Source organism: Arsenicicoccus sp. UBA6765, assembly GCF_002453335.1.
GTDB classification, from domain to species: Bacteria; Actinomycetota; Actinomycetes; order Actinomycetales; family Dermatophilaceae; genus Arsenicicoccus; species Arsenicicoccus bolidensis.
The window spans coordinates 1-17,106 of record NZ_DKGR01000067.1 but is presented as its reverse complement, the minus strand read 5'-3'; the positions used below and the strand labels follow the sequence as shown (position 1 = coordinate 17,106).

20 protein-coding genes are annotated in these 17,106 nt (G+C 72.6%); 8 read left to right on the top strand and 12 right to left on the bottom strand.

Annotated features, from left to right (window positions below; all coding sequences use genetic code 11):
- Positions 1–227 precede the first annotated feature (227 nt).
- The 3 genes from B4K29_RS18320 to B4K29_RS18310 are packed head-to-tail and all read right to left on the bottom strand — an operon-like array spanning position 228 to position 2,264.
- Positions 228–1,484, bottom strand: coding sequence for an RNA polymerase sigma factor (locus tag B4K29_RS18320; protein WP_286968465.1), 1,257 nt, complete (start codon positions 1,482–1,484; stop codon positions 228–230).
- Positions 1,481–1,876 carry a YciI family protein gene (locus tag B4K29_RS18315; RefSeq protein ID WP_019287339.1) on the bottom strand — a complete coding sequence of 132 codons (396 nt, stop codon included), beginning with the start codon at positions 1,874–1,876 and terminating at the stop codon, positions 1,481–1,483. Before B4K29_RS18315 ends, B4K29_RS18320 begins: the two co-directional genes overlap by 4 nt.
- Before the next feature lies 1 nt (position 1,877).
- On the bottom strand, positions 1,878–2,264 hold the full coding sequence (locus tag B4K29_RS18310; protein WP_029212555.1) for a YciI family protein: 387 nt from the start codon (positions 2,262–2,264) through the stop codon (positions 1,878–1,880).
- A gap of 127 nt (positions 2,265–2,391) precedes the next feature.
- Between B4K29_RS18310 and B4K29_RS18305 the strand changes: the two genes are divergently transcribed.
- On the top strand, positions 2,392–2,940 hold the full coding sequence (locus tag B4K29_RS18305; RefSeq protein ID WP_286968463.1) for a hypothetical protein: 549 nt from the start codon (positions 2,392–2,394) through the stop codon (positions 2,938–2,940).
- 68 nt (positions 2,941–3,008) lie between these two features.
- Here B4K29_RS18305 and B4K29_RS18300 read toward each other — a convergent pair whose 3' ends face one another.
- Together B4K29_RS18300 and B4K29_RS18295 are read right to left on the bottom strand one after the other, a co-directional pair.
- Positions 3,009–4,241, bottom strand: a complete 1,233-nt coding sequence (locus tag B4K29_RS18300) for an MFS transporter (protein WP_286968461.1) — start codon at positions 4,239–4,241, stop codon at positions 3,009–3,011.
- Positions 4,242–4,519: 278 nt separating this feature from the next.
- Entirely contained in the window at positions 4,520–5,740 is a 1,221-nt protein-coding gene (locus B4K29_RS18295) for an ATP-binding protein (RefSeq protein ID WP_286968459.1), read from the bottom strand.
- Between the two features lie 216 nt (positions 5,741–5,956).
- Here B4K29_RS18295 and B4K29_RS18290 point away from each other — a divergent pair, with 216 nt between their 5' ends.
- Together B4K29_RS18290 and B4K29_RS18285 are read left to right on the top strand one after the other, a co-directional pair.
- Complete coding sequence (locus B4K29_RS18290; RefSeq protein ID WP_019287320.1) at positions 5,957–6,628, top strand: VOC family protein; 672 nt, start codon at positions 5,957–5,959, stop codon at positions 6,626–6,628.
- Positions 6,625–7,425 (top strand): hypothetical protein, encoded by an 801-nt coding sequence (locus B4K29_RS18285; protein ID WP_286959154.1) that lies wholly within the window; start codon positions 6,625–6,627, stop codon positions 7,423–7,425. The genes B4K29_RS18290 and B4K29_RS18285 overlap by 4 nt, the downstream gene beginning before the upstream one ends.
- 168 nt (positions 7,426–7,593) lie before the next feature.
- Here B4K29_RS18285 and B4K29_RS18280 read toward each other — a convergent pair whose 3' ends face one another.
- From B4K29_RS18280 to B4K29_RS18260, 5 genes are all read right to left on the bottom strand, one after another.
- A complete protein-coding gene (locus tag B4K29_RS18280; protein WP_019287318.1) occupies positions 7,594–7,941 on the bottom strand; it encodes a rhodanese-like domain-containing protein in 348 nt (115 codons plus the stop codon).
- Between the two features lie 389 nt (positions 7,942–8,330).
- A complete protein-coding gene (locus B4K29_RS18275; RefSeq protein ID WP_286959160.1) occupies positions 8,331–8,561 on the bottom strand; it encodes a DUF1905 domain-containing protein in 231 nt (76 codons plus the stop codon).
- A 32-nt stretch (positions 8,562–8,593) separates the two neighbouring features.
- On the bottom strand, positions 8,594–9,454 hold the full coding sequence (locus B4K29_RS18270; RefSeq protein ID WP_286959153.1) for an Fpg/Nei family DNA glycosylase: 861 nt from the start codon (positions 9,452–9,454) through the stop codon (positions 8,594–8,596).
- A 107-nt stretch (positions 9,455–9,561) separates the two neighbouring features.
- The gene (locus B4K29_RS18265) at positions 9,562–10,728 is read right to left on the bottom strand and encodes an App1 family protein (protein ID WP_286959152.1); all 1,167 of its coding nucleotides are present in this window, start codon (positions 10,726–10,728) and stop codon (positions 9,562–9,564) included.
- Positions 10,729–10,788: 60 nt separating this feature from the next.
- Positions 10,789–12,291, bottom strand: a complete 1,503-nt coding sequence (locus B4K29_RS18260) for a hypothetical protein (protein ID WP_286959159.1) — start codon at positions 12,289–12,291, stop codon at positions 10,789–10,791.
- A gap of 176 nt (positions 12,292–12,467) precedes the next feature.
- Between B4K29_RS18260 and B4K29_RS18255 the strand changes: the two genes are divergently transcribed.
- The 5 genes from B4K29_RS18255 (at position 12,468) to B4K29_RS18235 (ending at position 16,349) form a co-directional block, all read left to right on the top strand.
- Positions 12,468–13,103 (top strand): hypothetical protein, encoded by a 636-nt coding sequence (locus tag B4K29_RS18255; RefSeq protein WP_286959151.1) that lies wholly within the window; start codon positions 12,468–12,470, stop codon positions 13,101–13,103.
- Between the two features lie 68 nt (positions 13,104–13,171).
- A complete protein-coding gene (locus B4K29_RS18250) occupies positions 13,172–13,846 on the top strand; it encodes a copper chaperone PCu(A)C (protein ID WP_286959150.1) in 675 nt (224 codons plus the stop codon).
- A complete protein-coding gene (locus B4K29_RS18245; RefSeq protein WP_286968456.1) occupies positions 13,846–15,120 on the top strand; it encodes a Dyp-type peroxidase in 1,275 nt (424 codons plus the stop codon). The genes B4K29_RS18250 and B4K29_RS18245 overlap by 1 nt, the downstream gene beginning before the upstream one ends.
- Positions 15,121–15,294: 174 nt before the next feature.
- Positions 15,295–15,465, top strand: a complete 171-nt coding sequence (locus B4K29_RS18240) for a hypothetical protein (RefSeq protein WP_019287310.1) — start codon at positions 15,295–15,297, stop codon at positions 15,463–15,465.
- Between the two features lie 197 nt (positions 15,466–15,662).
- The gene (locus B4K29_RS18235) at positions 15,663–16,349 is read left to right on the top strand and encodes a class I SAM-dependent methyltransferase (protein ID WP_286968454.1); all 687 of its coding nucleotides are present in this window, start codon (positions 15,663–15,665) and stop codon (positions 16,347–16,349) included.
- Positions 16,350–16,651: 302 nt separating this feature from the next.
- Here B4K29_RS18235 and B4K29_RS18230 read toward each other — a convergent pair whose 3' ends face one another.
- Positions 16,652–16,879 (bottom strand): hypothetical protein, encoded by a 228-nt coding sequence (locus B4K29_RS18230; RefSeq protein WP_286968452.1) that lies wholly within the window; start codon positions 16,877–16,879, stop codon positions 16,652–16,654.
- A partial coding sequence (locus tag B4K29_RS18225) for a substrate-binding domain-containing protein (RefSeq protein WP_286968446.1) occupies positions 16,876–17,106 on the bottom strand: 231 nt, incomplete at its 5' end. The genes B4K29_RS18225 and B4K29_RS18230, both read right to left, overlap by 4 nt.

The window sequence follows — 17,106 nt, the reverse complement described above, 5'->3', positions numbered from 1 at the left end:
TCTCAGCGCGCCCCGACGGGTCACTTTCGGGCGGGTGCAGGCGCCGGGTGGGGGGTCCGCGCCCCGGCGGGTCACTTCCGGTCGGGTGCAGGTGGCGGTTGAGGAGCTCGCCGCCCCGACGTGTCACTTCCGGTCGGGTGGCGTGCGGGTTGATCCTCCACCGCGACCCGACGGGACACTTCCCGGCGGGTGCATGTGGCGGATGGGTAGCTCGCCGCCCCGACGGGTCACTTCCGGTCGGGGCCGGGGAGGTCGTCGCGCTGGCGGGCCAGATAGGTGCGCTCGGCCCGGTTGTCGGTCAGCGCGAGCGCCCGGTCGTATGCCGCCCGCGCGTCACCCTCACGCCCGAGCCGGCGCAGCAGGTCCGCGCGGGTCGCGTGCATCGCGTGGTAGCCGTCGAGAACCCCGGCCACCTCGTCCACCTCGGCGAGGCCCCGGGCTGCGCCATACAGCTCGGCGACGGCGACCGCCCGGTTGAGCCGCACGATCGGCGACGGGTCCACCAGCACCAGCCGGTCGTAGACCGTGACGACCTGCCCCCAGTCCGTCTCGCGTGCCGAGCGCGCATGCGTGTGAACGGCATTGATCGCGGCGAGCAACTGATAGCGACCCGGCGGATCGCCGCCCGAGGCCACCGCGTCGACGCACTCGTGCACGAGCACGTGCCCTTCGCGGATCAGCGCGCGGTCCCAGCGGCCGCGGTCCTGCTCCGCCAGCGTCACCAGCGCCCCGGTCGGCGAAAGCCGCGCCGACCGGCGGGCATCGGTCAGGAGCATGAGGGCGAGCAGGCCGGTGACCTCGCCGTCGTCGGGGAGCAGCGTGTGCCGCAGCCGCCCGAGCCGGATCGCCTCGTCGGTGAGGTCGGCGCGCAGGGCCTGGTCGCCATACGAGGCGAGGTAGCCCTCGTTGAAGATCAGGAAGACCACCGCCAGCACCCCGGCCAGCCGCTCGCGGACGTCGCCCTCCGACGGCACGCGATAGGGGAGGTGCGCGGCCTTGATCTTGGCCTTGGCACGGGTGATCCGCTGCGCCATCGTCGCCTCCTGCACGAGGAACGCGCGGGCGATCTCGGCGACGGTGAGCCCGCCGATCAGCCTCAGCGTCAAGGCAACTCGTGCTTCCGTGGCGAGCGCGGGGTGGCAGCAGGTGAAGACCAGCCGCAGCCGGTCGTCCTCCACCGCCCCGGTGGTGACGGGCGGGCTGTCGTCGACCAGCCGGTATGCCGCCTCCTGCTTCACGTCGCGGCGGGACTCGCGTCGCAGCCGGTCGATGGCTCGGCGCGTGGCGGTGGTGGTGAGCCAGCCGCCGGGGTTGGGCGGTATGCCGTCCCGGGGCCACCGCTCGACCGCCGCGACCCAGGCGTCGGCCGCCGCCTCCTCGGCGAGGTCGAGGTCACCGAAGCGGCGTGCGAGCGAGGCGACGACCCGCGCCCACTCCTCGCGGTGGGTGCGGGCGATCGCCTCGTCGACGGGGGATACCGTCACCCGTCGAGCATCTCCTGCACGGACTCCTCGGTCTGGAAGGGGCGGACCTCGACCTTGCCGCGGCAGGCCTTGGACCCCTCGGCGGCGAGGGCGAGCGCCTCGTCGAGGTCACGCGCCTCGATCACCCAGAAGCCGCCGAGGTGCTCCTTGGCCTCCAGGTAGGGGCCGTCGGTGAGGACGGGCTGGTCGCCCTGACCGTCGACGGTGGTGGCGCTGGCGACCGGCTCCAGCCCGTCGGCGAAGACGAAGTGGCCGTCGCGCTGCAGCTTGTCGTTGAAGGCGCCGGTCTCGGCGAAGGCCTCGAGCATCGCCTCCTTGGTCGGGAAGTGGCCGGGGTCGCCGGGCTTGCCGCGCTCGGCGGGGCCGTAGACGGACAGCAGGTATCTGGGCATGTCATTCGTCCGTGTGGGTGGGGACTGCTGGGCCGGCCTGCGGCGGAGCCGGGAACCGGTGAACCTCCTGCGGCCAGTCGAGCGCGACGGCGAGACGTCCCGCCCAGTAGCGGGCGGCCTCGTCGTCAGCGACCTCCACGATGGTGAAACCGCCGAGGTGCTCCTTGGTCTCGGCATACGGCCCGTCGGTGTAGACGGGCGCGCCGTCCTGCGCCGTGACGCTGCACAGCACGGTGGAGGCGTCGAGCCCGCCGTCGCCGAAGACGAAGACGCCCTCGGCCTGCATCTCAGCGATCACGCGGTTCCCCGCGACGCTCTTGGCCAGCAGCTGCTCGTGGGTGTGCGGGGACACCCACTCGTCGTTGAACGAGATCAGGTATGACGGCACGGTCGCTTCCTCTCCTGGTCGCGGCGAGCGCCGGGTGACGTCTCGCCGACGGCGACCCTCGGTCACCGCCTGTCCCTTCTACGAAGGACTGCCCTCCAGAACGACACCTTGGTGGCATCCTGTCGCCATGTCCATGCCTCGACCATCCGTGGTGGCGTACTACACCCTGGCGGTGATCCACCTGGGGTGCGTGCGGGCGTGGATCTCCGCCTTCGACCCGACCGAGGACCTGTCCGGCGAGCTGATCAGCGGGATGATCCTCGGTCTCGGGATCTGCGTTCTCAGTCCCTTGCTGGCCAGGCGGATCGTCGGCAAGCCGTCGACCGGCTACGACCTGCTCTCCGACGAGGACAAGGCGGTGGTCGACGAGGCGCTGGCGGCCGGGGAGCAGCGTGGGCGGGTGACCCTGCGCGCCATCGAGCGCGAACGGGCACGCGAGCGGCTCGGCGACAACCCACGGTTCCGCTCGATGCTCTGGTGGATCGCTGCGATCCTGGCCGTGCCGTATGTCGTGATGCCCTTCACCGCCACCCGACCGGCCTGGCTCGTCGCGGTCACGATCATCACGACCGTGTGCATCCTGCTGTTCGCGTTTCTGAGGCGGAAGCGGGTCACCCCTGACCTCCCCGAGGACGAGCGCCGGCGACTGAGGGCCGTCGCGAAGGCCCGCCCCTGAACGAGAACCCGGTCGCCTGCCTCGTCGGCGTCGTCGGCGTCGTCGCCGTCGTCGCCGTGCTTCAGGCGTCAGGCGTCAGCGTCGGCGCGTAGCCCGCGCGCGACGGGGTCGGCGAGCAGGTAGAGGCCGAGCACGAGGACGGGGACGGCGGCCAGCGCGAAGCCCCACGCGATGGAGCGGTGGAGCGCTGCGCCGAGGACCGCGATCGAGAGGGGTTCGAGCACGACCCGCGGCAGGCCGAGCAGCGCGCTGATCCGCCCCAGGAGGTGCTTGGGGGTGCGCGTCTGGATGAAGGTCGGCAGGGCCACGTCGGAGCTGTAGGCCACGCCGATGCCCAGCGGGACGAGGATCGCGGCGGCCACCCAGGCGGAGGGGGTGTGCCCGAGCAGCGCGAAGGCGGACCCCTCGGCGAGGGTCATGCCGATGATGAGCAGACCCCACCGGTCCGGCAGGCCGGTCACCGCAGCAGCGGCCGTGCCGATGAGCTGGCCTGCGCCCCAGGCGGACACGAGCACGCTGAGCGCCCAGGGGGACGACGTCCAGGAGGCTGCGAGGGTCGGCAGCCCCACGGCGAAGAGGCCGCTGTAGGACAGGGTGGCAGCAGCGACGATGAGCAGGACCAGGCGCGTCTCGTGACTGCGCCAGGCGTGCGCGAGCCCGACCCTGATGTCGGCGAGGATGCCGGCGCCGGCCTCTCCCTCGACGTGGGCGCCGCGGGGCACGCTGCGCACCGTGCACGCCGCTACGGCGAAGGTGAGCGCGTTGGCGGTGATGGCCGCACCTGCTCCACCCAGCACGATGAGGCCGGCCCCGATCACCGGGCCGAGGAGGTAGGACACCTGCTCGAGGAACCCCTGGGCGGCGTTGCCGCGGGCGTAGGCCGCCTCGGGCAGCAGGTGGGGCAGCACCGACTCGGACGCCGGGGTGAACATCGCCGCCGTGATGCCGGTGACCACGGCCACGACATACAGGTGCCACATCTGCACGGAGCCGCTGATCACGAGGGCGGCGAGGACCGCCATGGTCACGGCGCGGACGACGTGCGCGGCGAGCATGACGCGACGCGCGCTCATCCGGTCGGTGATGGCGCCGCCGAGGAGCAGCAGCAGACCGCGCGGTACCGCCTGGGCCAGCATCACGCCCGCGAGCGCCGCGACGGATCCGGTCTCGTGCAGGACCATCCAGGCCAGGGCGATGTCGAAGGCCGAGTCGCCGAGCATCGACAAGCCCTCGCCCGCCACCACCGTGACGAACCGGGGGTGCGCGCGCAGGCCCGGACGGCTCGAAGCGGCGGCAGGCACCCGTCCAGTCAACCCCACGTGCGGGTTGCGCCATACCGGGTTTGTCGCGTCGGGCCGATGGGCGCGCAGCCGACCCGGCGGGTCACGTCGCGCGGGCAGACGAGATCGTATGGCGCCGCTGGTCACTGCGGGTCGTCGTGGACGTCGGTGAGGTCAGCCTGGAGCGCCGGGCTGATGGCCAGAAGCGCCCTCACGGGTCACATTGAACGATCCAAAGATGCGCTTCGCGACGAAAGGTGACCCGTCGGGTCGACCGTGGCACGCCAGACCGGCTCGCGTCAGTCGTCGCCGGCGTGGGCGCGCAGGTAGCGACCGAAGTGGGGCACGGTGAACGCGATGCGCCCGCGCTCCCCCGAGTAGATGAGGCCCTTCTTCATCAGCGCGTCGCGTGCGGGCGACAGGGACTGGGGCTTGCGGCCGAGCAGGGTCGCGACGGCCGAGGTGGCCACGGACTCGGTCTCGTCCAGGGGGTTGCCGGCGTCGCGCTCGGCGAGGGCTACGTCCGCCATGGCGCGCAGGTACTCCCGCTCGGCCGGCGTCGCCCGCTCGTAGCGTGACCCGAAGAAGCCGACGGCCAGCTCCTCCTCGGCCTCCGGCGCCGCGACCTTCACGTCGTCCACGGTGATGGGGGTGGCGGGCGCCGCGTCCCACGCCACCTGGCCGTACGCCTGGATGAAGTATGGGTAGCCGCCGGTCACGGCATACATCTCGGCCAGCGCCTCGTCGGTGAACTCGGCGTCCTCGTCGCGGGCCGGCGACTGCAGCGCCTGGTCGGCGGCCGCCCGCGACAACCGGTCGATGCGGTTGTAGCGGAACAGCCTCTCGCTGTAGGACTTCGACGCCGAGAGCACCGCCGGCAGGTGCGGCAACCCGGCGCCCACGACGATCAGCGGCGAGCCCTGCTGGGAGAGCTCGTGGCAGGCCGCGCACAGCGCCGACACGTCCTCGGCGTGCAGGTCCTGCATCTCGTCGATGTAGATCGCGATCCCCCGCCCCACGTCGGCCGCGAGCCCCGCGCAGTCCGAGAACAGCTCGACCAGGTCGATCTCGATGTCCCCCGAATCCGCGCGCCCCGCAACGGCGGGCACCTCGATGCCGGGGTTCCAGCGGTCGCGGATCTTGGCCTTGGGGTCGACGTCGCGCTGCGCGAACGCCTTGATCACGCCGAGCACCTGGTCGACGTCGTCGCCCTGCGGGTGGCCGAGCTCACGGACGGCCGTGTGCAGGGCGGAGGCGAGCGGGCGGCGCAGGCGCTGGTCGGGCCGCGCCTCGAGCTTGCCCGTCCCCCAGTGAGCCCGGACCGCCGCCGAGCGAAGGGCATTGAGCAGCACCGTCTTTCCGACGCCCCGCAGGCCGGTCAGCACGATCGACCGCTCGGGCCTCCCCCGCGCCACGCGCTCCAGCACGATGTCGAAGGCCTTGAGCTGCTCGTCGCGCCCCGCCAGCTCGGGCGGTCGCTGGCCGGCACCAGGGGCATAGGGGTTCTTGATCGGGTCCACGCTCGCACCCTATGCGGCCATCTAGCGGCGACCCGAGATCTCGGCATACAGCACCAGCGTGTCGCGGCCCGGCGGCGATCGTCTCGTATGCCGGAGCCTACTTCTGGGCCTAGATACCGCCATACGGCCTGATCAACGGCACGACGACGCGCCCCGACCGACCCACGGGTCGTCGAGCAACCTCCCAGCCTGGTCCCGAAAAGGTAGGTTCGAGGCATGGCTCTCGCACGCTACGTGGACCTCACCATCGACGCCGCCGACACGGCAACGCTGGCGATGTTCTGGTCCCGCGCGCTGGGCCTGCGGATGGAGGGCGATGACGAGAACGGCTTCCGGCTCGTCGGCGACGACGAGACCGACACGGTCTGGATCCGCCCCCGCCGGGCCCCCCGCCAAGAGCGACGACGCGTTCACCTCGACATCTACGCCGCCAACACCGACGACCTCGTCGCCGCAGGCGGCACCCTCGTCGACCAGGGCAGCTATCCCTGGGACCTCGCTCTGGACCCCGAGCAGCGCGAGCTCGGCGTCATCGTCCGCCCCAGCGACAAGCGCCGCATGTACCAAGTCGTCGTCGACTCCCCTGACCCCGAGGCGAACGCCGCCTGGTGGGGGCGCGTCCTCGACACCAAGGTGCACCAGGTCCCCGAGGACCCTGATGCCGCCTTCATCGAGCCGGTGCCGGGCGCGCCGTTCGAGTCCATCGTCTTCGCCCGCGAGACCGAGCCCAAGACGGTCTTCAACTCCATGCGCTTCGCGGTGTCCGCGCAGACACCCGACGTGCTGCTCCTCCTCGGCGCCTCGATGTGCGAGGAGGAGTGCCCCGATCCACGACGGACGTACCTCCGCGATCCGTTCGGCAACGAATTCACCTGGGTGGCACCATGACTCTGCAGACCGGCACGCACCAGTTCACCGGCCGGATCCTCGGCCTCGGCTTCGACGAGGGCACTCGCATCGTCGTCGGGCGCTGGACCCGATCGCCCTACGGCGACTTCACCGACGTGATGGTCGAGCGCCGTGACGGACACCGCATCCTCCTCGCCCCCACGCAGGAGATCGCCGACACGGTGGCCGCGCTCTACACCTTCGACGAGGTGCAGGTCGTGCCCGTCGAGGCGACGACGCGCGGCCGCGTGCTCACCCTCACGGCCGGCCCGCTCGGGCTGTCCGCGACGATCGGCGAGCGCACCGCGATCGGCAAGGCGCTGAGCATGGTGCCGAGCGCCCTCAGCAGCCGCGCCTGGTGGGCCCGCGTCACCGACCCCATCGCGCAGGCCCTGCTGCGCGGGGTCAGCACCCGCGGCACCACCGCCAACGGCCTGCCTGCCACGTATGGCGCCACCGACGTCCACGCCGTCACGGACGCCACCGCCACGTGGGACGGATCCGACCTGGGCGCGCTCGTGCCCGTCTCGCCGCCGGTGCGCTTCGGCTTCGGGTCGACGCCGCCCGAGCCCAGCCTCACCGCCCTGACCACGACCATCGAGGTGCCCGAGCCCGACCCGCTCACCGGCGTCATCGACTGCTGGGGCGTGGGGCCGTTGCGCGACAAGCAGGCCCGCGAGCAGGACGAGGCGGCCGAGGTCTCGCAGGAGGCGCGGGCGGCCCGGGCCGAGGGCGCTGACGGGCTGCTGCCCACGCCGCTCAGCGACGCCAAGCGCGAGGGCGAGCTCCCCCGCTGACCTACCTCAGGTCGTCACATCCACCCGGCTTCGCACCGCAGGTCGATGCGACGACGCCAGGCTGATGTGACCAACCCGGGCTGATCCCGCGGTCGTATGACGATGACGCCCGCTAGCGCTGTATAGGGACTGCGCTAGCGGGCGTCATACGGCGTCATCGTCCACTGGTCACATGACGTCAGGGTCGCCGCCCTGCTCGGTGACCAGGGCGCGGCCCGCGGCCTTCCAACCGAGCATGCCGTCGGTGAGATTGGCTGCGTCCCAACCGTTCTGGTTGAGCCAAGCGGTTGCGCGCGAGGCCCGGCCGCCGCCCCGGCAGGTCACGGGGAGCACGTCGACCTCGGGCAGCTCGCCCCGGCGCTCGGCCAGCTGGTCGAGCGGGATGTGCATGGCGCCCGGCGCGTGGCCGAGGTCCCACTCGTCCTGGTTGCGGACATCGAGGATGACGGCGTCGTCCTCGAGCTCGTCACGGCTGATCTGGGGCACGTCGGGCTGGGCGTCTGCGGGGATCGTCATGGCTCAACCCTGCCATCGCCCCCGCCCCGCCCGCCATACGTCGCCCGCGTCCGCGCTCGCAGCGCTGACCCCGCACGCTCAGACACCCCCAACCGTGCATCCCTCGCGCTCGCAGCGCTGACCCCGCACGCTCAGGCACCCCAACCGTGCATTGTCAGCGCTCGCAGCGCTGACCTGCACGGGTCCCGACGCGCGATGTGAGCTCGGAGCTCACAAAGGTCCGAAAAGGTCGGCTCCGCTCGGCGGTTCGTGCGCTGGCAGCTCACAAACGCCGATGGAGGCGACCCCGGACGACACGAAGTGAGCCGCGAGCTCACGAACGGTCGCCAGCGCGGCGAATCCCGGCCCGTGGACGGCACAAAGTGAGCCCCGAGCTCACCAACGGTCGGCTAGACGAGCTCGAGGTCGACCTGGACGGAGTCGCCGGCGCCCAGCCCCGACTCCTCGCGCCGCGCCTTGGAGAAGGTGATCAGGCTGCGACCACCCCGGCTCGCCACGGTGGTGTCGAAGGTGTAGCTGCCGTTCAACGTGACCCTGACCTTGGGCCGCTTGCTCTCTCCCAGGACGCTGAGGACGTCGGGCGGCACCTCGATGCCCGTGTTGTTGCCGCCCATGGGCAGGATGATCTCGGTGGTGTAGGTCGTGGCCAGGGCTACTTCAGGAACTTCGAGGTGCGGCGGTCGGCGAGTGGCTTGCCGCCGGTCTGGCAGGTGGCGCAGTACTGCAGCGAGGAGTCGGCGAAGGACACCTCACGCACGGTGTCGCCGCACTCGGGGCAGGGCTCGCCGGTGCGACCGTGCACGCGCATCCCCGCACGCTTGGCGTCCTTGAGCTCGTCCGCGGGCTTGCCGGACGCGGCGACCACGGCTGCCGCCAGGGTCTCGCGCAGCGCCTCGTAGAGCGTGGCGACCTGGTCGGCGTCCAGCCCGGCAGCCTTGGCGAACGGCGACAGGCGCGCGACGTGCAGGATCTCGTCGCTGTAGGCGTTGCCGATCCCCGCGATGACGGACTGGTCGCGCAGGACGCCCTTGATCTGGGCGTTGCGGGCGCCGAGCAGCGCGGCGAAGGCGTCGAGGGTGAACGCGTCGGCGAGCGGGTCGGGCCCGAGCCGCGCGATCCCGGGCACCTCGGGCGGGTCGGCCACGATGTATGCCGCCAGGCTCTTGCGGGTCCCCGCCTCGGTCAGGTCGAAGCCGCCACCGGACGCCAGGCGGACCCGCACGGCGACAGGAGACTTGTTGGGGCGCAGCGCGGTACGCGGCATCTCGTCATACCAGCGAAGCCAGCCGGCCTTGGCGAGGTGAAAGATAAGGTGCAGCCCGTCGCAGTCGATGTCGACGAACTTGCCGTGCCGCCCGACCCCGGAGACCACCAGGCCGTCGAAGGCCTGCGGGGCGGGGGCGTAGGTCTTGAGCACGGAGAACGATCCGAGCTCGACGGCGGTGATGGCGTCGTCGACGATCCGCTCGGTCAGGAAGTCGACGAGCGCCTGGACCTCGGGCAGCTCCGGCATGGGCTCATCCTGCCCCACCCTCGCCGGACCGACAACGGGTCCGGCGAGGGGCCCACACCAGGTCCGGCGGGTCCAGCAGGGGCTCCGGCCAGAGCGAGAGGCAGGCGTCAGAGCGGGTTCTGGTCGTCCCGGCCGGGCTGCGCGGCGACCGCCTCGGCGTGGGCGGCCGACTCTTCGACCTCGGGGTGGTGGTGCGCCCCGGCGTCGCCCGCGTGGAACGCCGACCGCAGCCGCTGGGCGAGGCCGTAGCCGTCGGGCGCGCGGTAGACGGGGGTGGTCGCGTTGATCCGCTCGATCGGCTGCAGCTCCTCGTTGGAGACGGGGATACCGTGCGACAGAACCTGCTCGGCGGGGGTCAGCTCGCGGATCGCGATGAGCTCCACCACGTCGGGGTGGTCCTCGGCGAAGTCGGAGTAGAGCTTGGGGTCGTGCTGGCCGTCGTCGCCCACGAGCAGCCAGTGGATGTCCGGGAAGTCCTGCCACAGCCGGCGCAGGTTGGCGCGCTTGTGCTCCTGCCCGGACCGGAACCACCCGGTGTTGGTGGGGCCCCAGTCGGTGAGCAGAAGCGGCCCGAGCGGGAACCCGTGCCGGGAGAGGAACTGCGTGAGCGTCTGGAAGGTGTTCCACGCGCCGGTGGACAGATAGATCACGGGGGCGCCGGGATAGCGCTCCTGCAGCTCGCGGTAGAGCGGCGCCATGCCGGGCACCGCGCGGCGGGTGCTGGAGTGGACGACGAAGGTGTTCCACGCGGCGATCATGGCGCGCGGCAGCATCGTGGAGATGACGGTGTCATCGATGTCGGAGACGATGCCGTACTTCGTCTCCGGGCCGATGATCAGGACGGGGGCGTCGGCGGGGTCCGAGTCGGGCGACTCGATGGTGGCGGTGTGCCAGCCGGCGTCGAGCCCGGGCTGCTCGACCCACACGTCGACGTAGCCGCCGCGGTCCGTGCGCGCCTCGACCGCCTTGTCCCCCAACCGGATCGTGACGGGGGCGTTGGCGGCGGGCGGCGGCGTCGCGAACGACCGCCAGCCGCGGTCGCGCTCCTCGCCGCGCAGGGCGCGCACCGCGTCGTCACGGTGCGGGCTCGCCTGCGTGGACTCGTCGCCGGGGCGTGCCATCTTGATGCGGCCGAGCACACGCACGCGCTCGGGGGTGCCGTAGCCGGTGTGTCCGATCGCCTGCGTGCGCCAGCCGCGCTCGTGCAGGAGCGAGGTGATGCGGCGGTGCCAGGCGTCCTCGATCAGTGACGCGGTGTGGGGTCGTGAAGCCATGGTGCAGACCTTATGGGGCGGTGCGCCTCGGCGGGGGTGATGCGGCGAACCTCGCCCGAATCACTGTCGGGCGCCGCCGAGCCCGAGCAGCGCCGCGATCCCCAGGGCACTGCGCGGGTCGTAGGCCACGCGCCACAGCCCGCCGTGCGCCGCCGCCCGGGCCTCGGCCTGCCACGGCAGCAGCAGGTCCCTCGGGCCCCTCGGGTCGGTCGCGTCGCCGGCGCCGACCCCACCCCGGGTCGCCTCTCCCCGGCGCAGGTCGTCGACCAGCAGTGCGGCCATGAGCGTGTTGCTCGTCGCCGGCTCGAAGACCTCGATGCCGAAGAAGTGGGCGCCGGCATACGCCGCGGCCAGGGCGCGGTTCTTGGTGACCGAGCGGGTGCGCGTGGGAGGGGCGACGTTCATCGAGACGACGTGCCCGTCGTCGGCGGCGACGGACGCGCGCCAACGGTGCACGCGCTTGGCGAGCAGGTAGTTGGGGCCCTGCTGCTCGACGATGCTGTCGGAGATCGCGAGCTGCTCGCCGGGGGCGTACTGGCGGCGCAGCAGCCGGCCGCCGCTGCCGACGCGCAGCGGGGTCCGGACGAGGCGTCCGAGCGAGCGTTCGCCGTAGTTGCGGGTCGCCTGGGCCACCGCGTCCGCCGGCACCACGAAGGAATCGGTCGGCGTCGCGAGAAAGCCCAGCGCCAGGTCGTCGCGGCGGGCGGTCAGGTGCGTCGTGAGGGCGTCGACCGCCGTCGTGACGCGGACGTTCGTGGCGCCGTCGGCATACACGTAGTTGCCGAGCACGAGCCGGCCCTCGAGCCCGTCGATCCACCGCCCGACGGCCCCGAGGTCGTGCAGCAGGTCGGCTCCCGCGCGCTCGGCCAGCCTCGCGTCGCTCGCCTCGGGGTCGGGGGTCGGTATGACGAGCCGCCCGGCGCCCTCGCGGGCCGCCGTCAGGACGCGGCGCCACAGGTCAGGGCGGGGCAGGTCGATCCCGACGACCTCGCCGCCCCAGCGCAGGATCGACCGCAGCGGGCCCATCTCGGCGCCGGCCCCGAGCACGACGACGCGCTGGTCGCGCAGGTCGAGCCACTCGGGGTGGTCCAGGACACGCTCGACCGCCTGCTGCACGCCCGGCTCCACGACGCCGTCGCGCACCCACTGGTCCAGGCGCCGGCGTAGCTCGTCGCCGCGCAGCCGCCGCCCGCGATAGGGCAGGGTCAGCTCGCGCTCCGGCTCGGCCGTGCCATCGACCGTGGCGCTGTGCAGCGGGGTGCCCACCTCGTCGAGACCTGCCTGCAGGGGCTGGTCCACGCCGCTCGCGCCGACCCAGCGCATCTGCCCGTGCAGCGCCTCGAGGCCCTGCCGCGCCACGGTCAGCGCGGCGTCGCGGTCCTCCATGCCGACCTCGACGAGGCGGCGGAAGTGCACGGCGTACTCCTTGCGCCACGCCGTCTCGCGCCGTGCCGCAGCGGAGCCGACGGGGTCCACGCCGCCGAGCGCGCCGGCCACGATCTCGCGACCGACCGCGCTGGTGCTGCGGCGGCCCTCGGTCTGGGGAAAGACGACTCCGGTCATGTCGGCCACGGCGTGCTCCTAGGGGTGGGGAGGCAGTGCCTGCAGCCAACCACAGGGCCCGGTCGGGCGCGAGGACCGATCGTGTCGTATGCCGCTCTCTGCATTTCGCGCTAGACGCACATAGAGGGCTCGAGAGGTCGCGCGGCGCCGTCCGAGGGCACCCCTAGACTGGCGCCATGATCACGCCGGACGGGGGACGACTGCGCCTGCTGCGCGCAGGCACCCTCGCGGTGGTCATGATCTCCCTCGCCGCGCTCGCCCACGTGCTGGGTGGCGGCGCGCTGCCGGGCGGCGGCGTCCTGGCCGTCCTGCTCGGGCTCGTCCTGGTGACCTGCCTGGTCGCGAGCGGCCGCCGCCTCGAGGGCCTCTCCATCGGCGCGATCCTCGGGGGCGGGCAGCTCGCACTGCACGAGGCGTTCGCGCTGCTGGGGACGACCGGGGCCGACGCCGCATCACTCGGTCACGTCGTCGGCAGCGGGCACCACGCCGTCCTCGTCACCCACGCGGGTCAGCCGGGGTCGGACGTCGGTGCAGCCCACGCGGTGGGCGGCGGGCACGACCACCTCTCACTGACGATGGTCCTCGCGCACGTCCTCGCCACCGTCGTGACGGCGGCCGTGCTCGCTCGCGGCGAGCGCGCACTGTGGTTGCTCGCGGGCTGGCTGGCGCCCGTCATACGGCTCCTGCTCGAACGTCCTGCCCACTGGCCCCGCCCCGCTGCCATCACCGTCGCCGTGCCGCGCCTGCGGTCGGCCGAGCTCGTCCTCGCGGCCCCGCGCCGTGGTCCTCCGCTGGTCGTCTGCGCCCGCTGACCCCGCGTCAGCCCACTTCGACCTGCCCAGACACCAGACCGACTCCGGTCAGACCAAGGACCACACCCATGCTCAAGCGCATCGCGCTGCCCTGTGCCGTCGTCTCGTTCGCCCTCGTCACCGCCGCGTGCGGGTCGGGGACGTCGACCACGGCCACCGGCTCCAGCACCGCACCCACGTCCACCGCCTCCGCCTCCGCCACGGCATCCCTGTCCCCCACCAGCGCAACCACCCCCGCCACATCCCCGGCCACGACCGCCACCTCGGTCACCCACCGCTCCCTCACCGTCAAGGACCCCTGGGTCAAGGCGGTCAAGGGCGGCATGACCGGGCTCTTCGCGACCCTCGTCAACGAGACCGACCAGCCCGTCAGGGTCGTCTCCGCCGAGAGCGACGTCGCCGCCACGGTGCAGCTCCACGTCACCGAGAAGGACGCCTTCGGCGCCATGGTCATGAAGGAGACCAAGGACGGGTTCACGGTGCCGCCGCACGGCACCTTCGAGCTCCGGCCGGGCGGCAACCACGTCATGCTCATGGGCCTCGAGAAGCCCATCCTGTCCGGCACCGAGACGGTCGTGACGCTACAGGACGCCAACGGCGGCCACGTGCACATCCACGCTCCCGCACGGGAGTTCAACGGGGCCAAGGAGACCTACGGCGGCATGTCGATGACGCCCAACGCCACGCCGACCGCCCCCGCGTCCACCTCCGCGTCCGCCTCCGCGACGACGCACGCGCACTGATGACGGCGGACCAGCACGGCGCCGCCGGGCATCGGCTCGACCGGCGTGACGTGCTCGTCGGAGGGCTGTCGGCGCTCGGTGGCCTGGCCGCCGGCGCCGCGGGTGGGATGGGGGTGGCGCGATCCGGCGCCGCCCCCGCCCCCGCCCCCGCCGAGACTGCCGCGACCGGCGAGGGCCCGACCACGGTGCAGCTGGCCGAGCACCAGCGGCGGGCCTTCCACGGCGAGCACCAGCTCGGGATCATGGACCCGCCTCAGGCCCACGGCGTGTGGGTGGCGATGGACCTCGTGCCCGGCGCCGACGTCACGACGCTGCAGCGGCTCATGCGGATCTGGACGCAGGACATCGCCCAGCTCATGGCCGGTCAGGCGCCGTATGCCGACTTCGAGCCCGAGATGACCGCGACGACGGCATCGCTGACGGTGACGGTCGGGATCGGCCCCCGCGTTCTCGGGCTGCGCGGTGTGACGGCGCCGCGCCCGGCGTGGCTGGGACCGCTGCCGGCGTTCCCGAAGATCGACCGCCTCGAGCCGCACTGGTCCGGAGGTGACCTGCTGCTGCAGATCTGCGCGGACTCCCCCATCACGGTGTCGCACGCCCAGTGGGTCCTGACCAAGGAGGCCCGCACCATCGCCACCGTCCGCTGGGTGCAGCGCGGCTTCCGGCAGGGGCATGGCGTGACGAACCCCGGCGAGACGATGCGCAACCTCTTCGGCCAGGTCGACGGGACGGTCAACCCCGTGCGCGGCCAGGACGACGCGGTCGTGTGGTGCGGGTCGTCCGCGCCGCGGTGGCTGCAGGGCGGCACCACGATGGTGCTGCGCCGCATCGCCATGAACCTCGAGACCTGGGAGGAGGCCGACCCGCTGACCCGCGACACCTCCCTCGGCCGCCGCCAGACGGACGGGTCGCCCCTGACCGGTCGCGCCGAGACGGACGCACCCGACCTGGCGGCGACGAACGGGCTCGGGCTGCCGGTGATCGACGAGTTCTCGCACGTGCGTCGCTCCATGCCGCACGAGAAGGGGCTGCGTGACCGCTTCCTGCGTCGTCCCTACAACTACGACGACCCGCCCGCCCCCGGCCGACTGACCAACGCCGGGTTGCTGTTCGTCGCCTACCAGGCGGAGCTCGAGCAGTTCCTGGCGGTGCAGCGGCGGCTCGCCGAGGCGGACCTCCTCAACACCTGGACCACCCCGATCGGGTCGGCGGTGTTCGCCATACCGCGGGGGTGTCGTGAGGGTGAGGTGCTGGCGCAGGACCTCTGGGCGTGAGCGGCCGTCACGGCCGGTGAGCGCAGGATGCTCGCATCGGCCGGCGCATCGTCAGCTGCCGTGACGGTCCACGTCAGGGCAGCTGACGCGCCGCCCGCCGGGTGCGGACTCAGCGCTCCCAGCGTTGACCAGGCCCGCCACACGCGCTCCGGGGCGGCGCCGTAGCCTGGCGGCATGAGCAACGACGCGACGCGCGACCCGCAGCACGAGACGGACGCCGACCAGACCGACGGTGGACCCACGGCGCTGGGGCAGGAGGACGACCTCGGCGACGTCCCCGCTGCCGCCGGCGGCCAGGACACGTCCGAGCCGGCGCAGGGCGAGGGCGAGCAGAGCTCCTACTGAGGGCGACGCCCGGCGCAGCCTGCACAAAGTGACCCGTCGGGGCGGCTGGAACGATCAACGGTCCGAATCGGAACGATCCGCCTGCCCCGTCGGGTCACCTCAGCACCGACGCCTGCCGATGTCTGTCCGAGGGCTGTCTGAGGTCCGCCTGGGGCCTGTTCGAGGGCCTGTCCGAGGTCACCGCTAGCGTGCGGGCCATGACACCGACCACGAGCGGCGGACGCGACGCGACCACCGAGCTGCGGCAGGCCCACGACGTGCTGGCCGAGCCGTATGCCGAACGCCTGGCGACCCTGCTCGACGAGATGCCGCTCGAGCGCGGGATCCTCGCGGCGTTCTGCGATCTCGTGCGGGCGGCCGCGGATGCGCGCGGCGCGGGCGCCCCCACCGTCGGCGACATCGGTTGTGGGACAGGGAGGTTGGCGGCATACGTGCTGAACCGCGGGATCGGGGTGCGCGGGCTCGACCTCTCCCCCGAGATGGTGCGGGTCGCGCGGCGGGAGCAGCCGGGACTGGACGTGCAAGTGGGTGACGTGCGGGCGCTGCCGTTCGGTGACGGCGAGCTCGACGGGGCGATCTGCTGGTACTCCCTGATGTATCTGCCGCCGCAGGATCGGCCGGGCGCCTTCGCCGAGCTGGCCCGGGTGGTGCGGCCCGGTGGCTATGTCGCGACCGCGTGGAAGGTCGGCGACGACAGCGCGCGCCGCGGCGGCGAATCCCTCGGCCTGGGCATCGGGTTCGACATCTGGTGGCTGTCGCAGGGGGAGCTGACGCGCAGGTTCGAGGAGGCCGGGTTCGCGGTGGCGTTCTGGGGCGGGAGGCCCGCCGACCCGGACGAGCAGCAGCCCCAGGGCTACCTGATCGCCCCGCGTAGCAGTATCTGAGCGACTATTGACTTTGCCTTAGACATCCCTAGCGGAGGTGATCGACCGACCCCCAGCGCCGACTGGTGAAGCGCCAGCAGTAGCCGTCCGGATCCACGACCCGGACGTCGATGAGTCCCCAGTCACGAGCCACGAGATCGTCGTCGAGCTCGACCCCGCGCCCGACCAGCTCGTCGCGCAGGGCGGCGGCCCATCCGACCGACCGGCCGCCTCGAAGCCGAGCGCGGCGTAGGACGCGAGCGTCGAGGTCGGCGGGGAAAGAGCTCGATGCGCAGCTGCGGCTCCATGAGGGAAGCGCCCGCTCACGTGGGCTTGACCTCCAGGGCCCACCGGTCGGCGGCGAGCCGCGAGCTCGCCGGCTCCAGACGACGGCTCGCGCGGACCAGGGTCAGCCCGGCCCGACGGACCCGTCGCGCGAGCCAACACCGCACCCGTGGTCGGCGCGGCGGCACGGTGGGCGCGCCGGGGGTGGCGGACCGCACGACGGCGTCCGCGTAGCGCTGGGCCAGGAGCAGGTCGGTGGGGTTCATGAGCGGTCGTCCTTGGAGAGGTCGGTGCAGGGGCCGGTCGAGGTGCGCACCATCAGGCGATGGGGCAGCGTGACCTGGCGGGGGTGTCGTGCGGGGTCGAGGAGGAGCTCGGCCGTGCGGCGCCCCTTCTCGCGGATCGGCTGGCGGATGGTCGTGAGCCCGGCGGCGGTCGCCTCGGGCACGTCGTCGAACCCGGTCACCGAAATGTGGCTCTCCTGACTGATCCG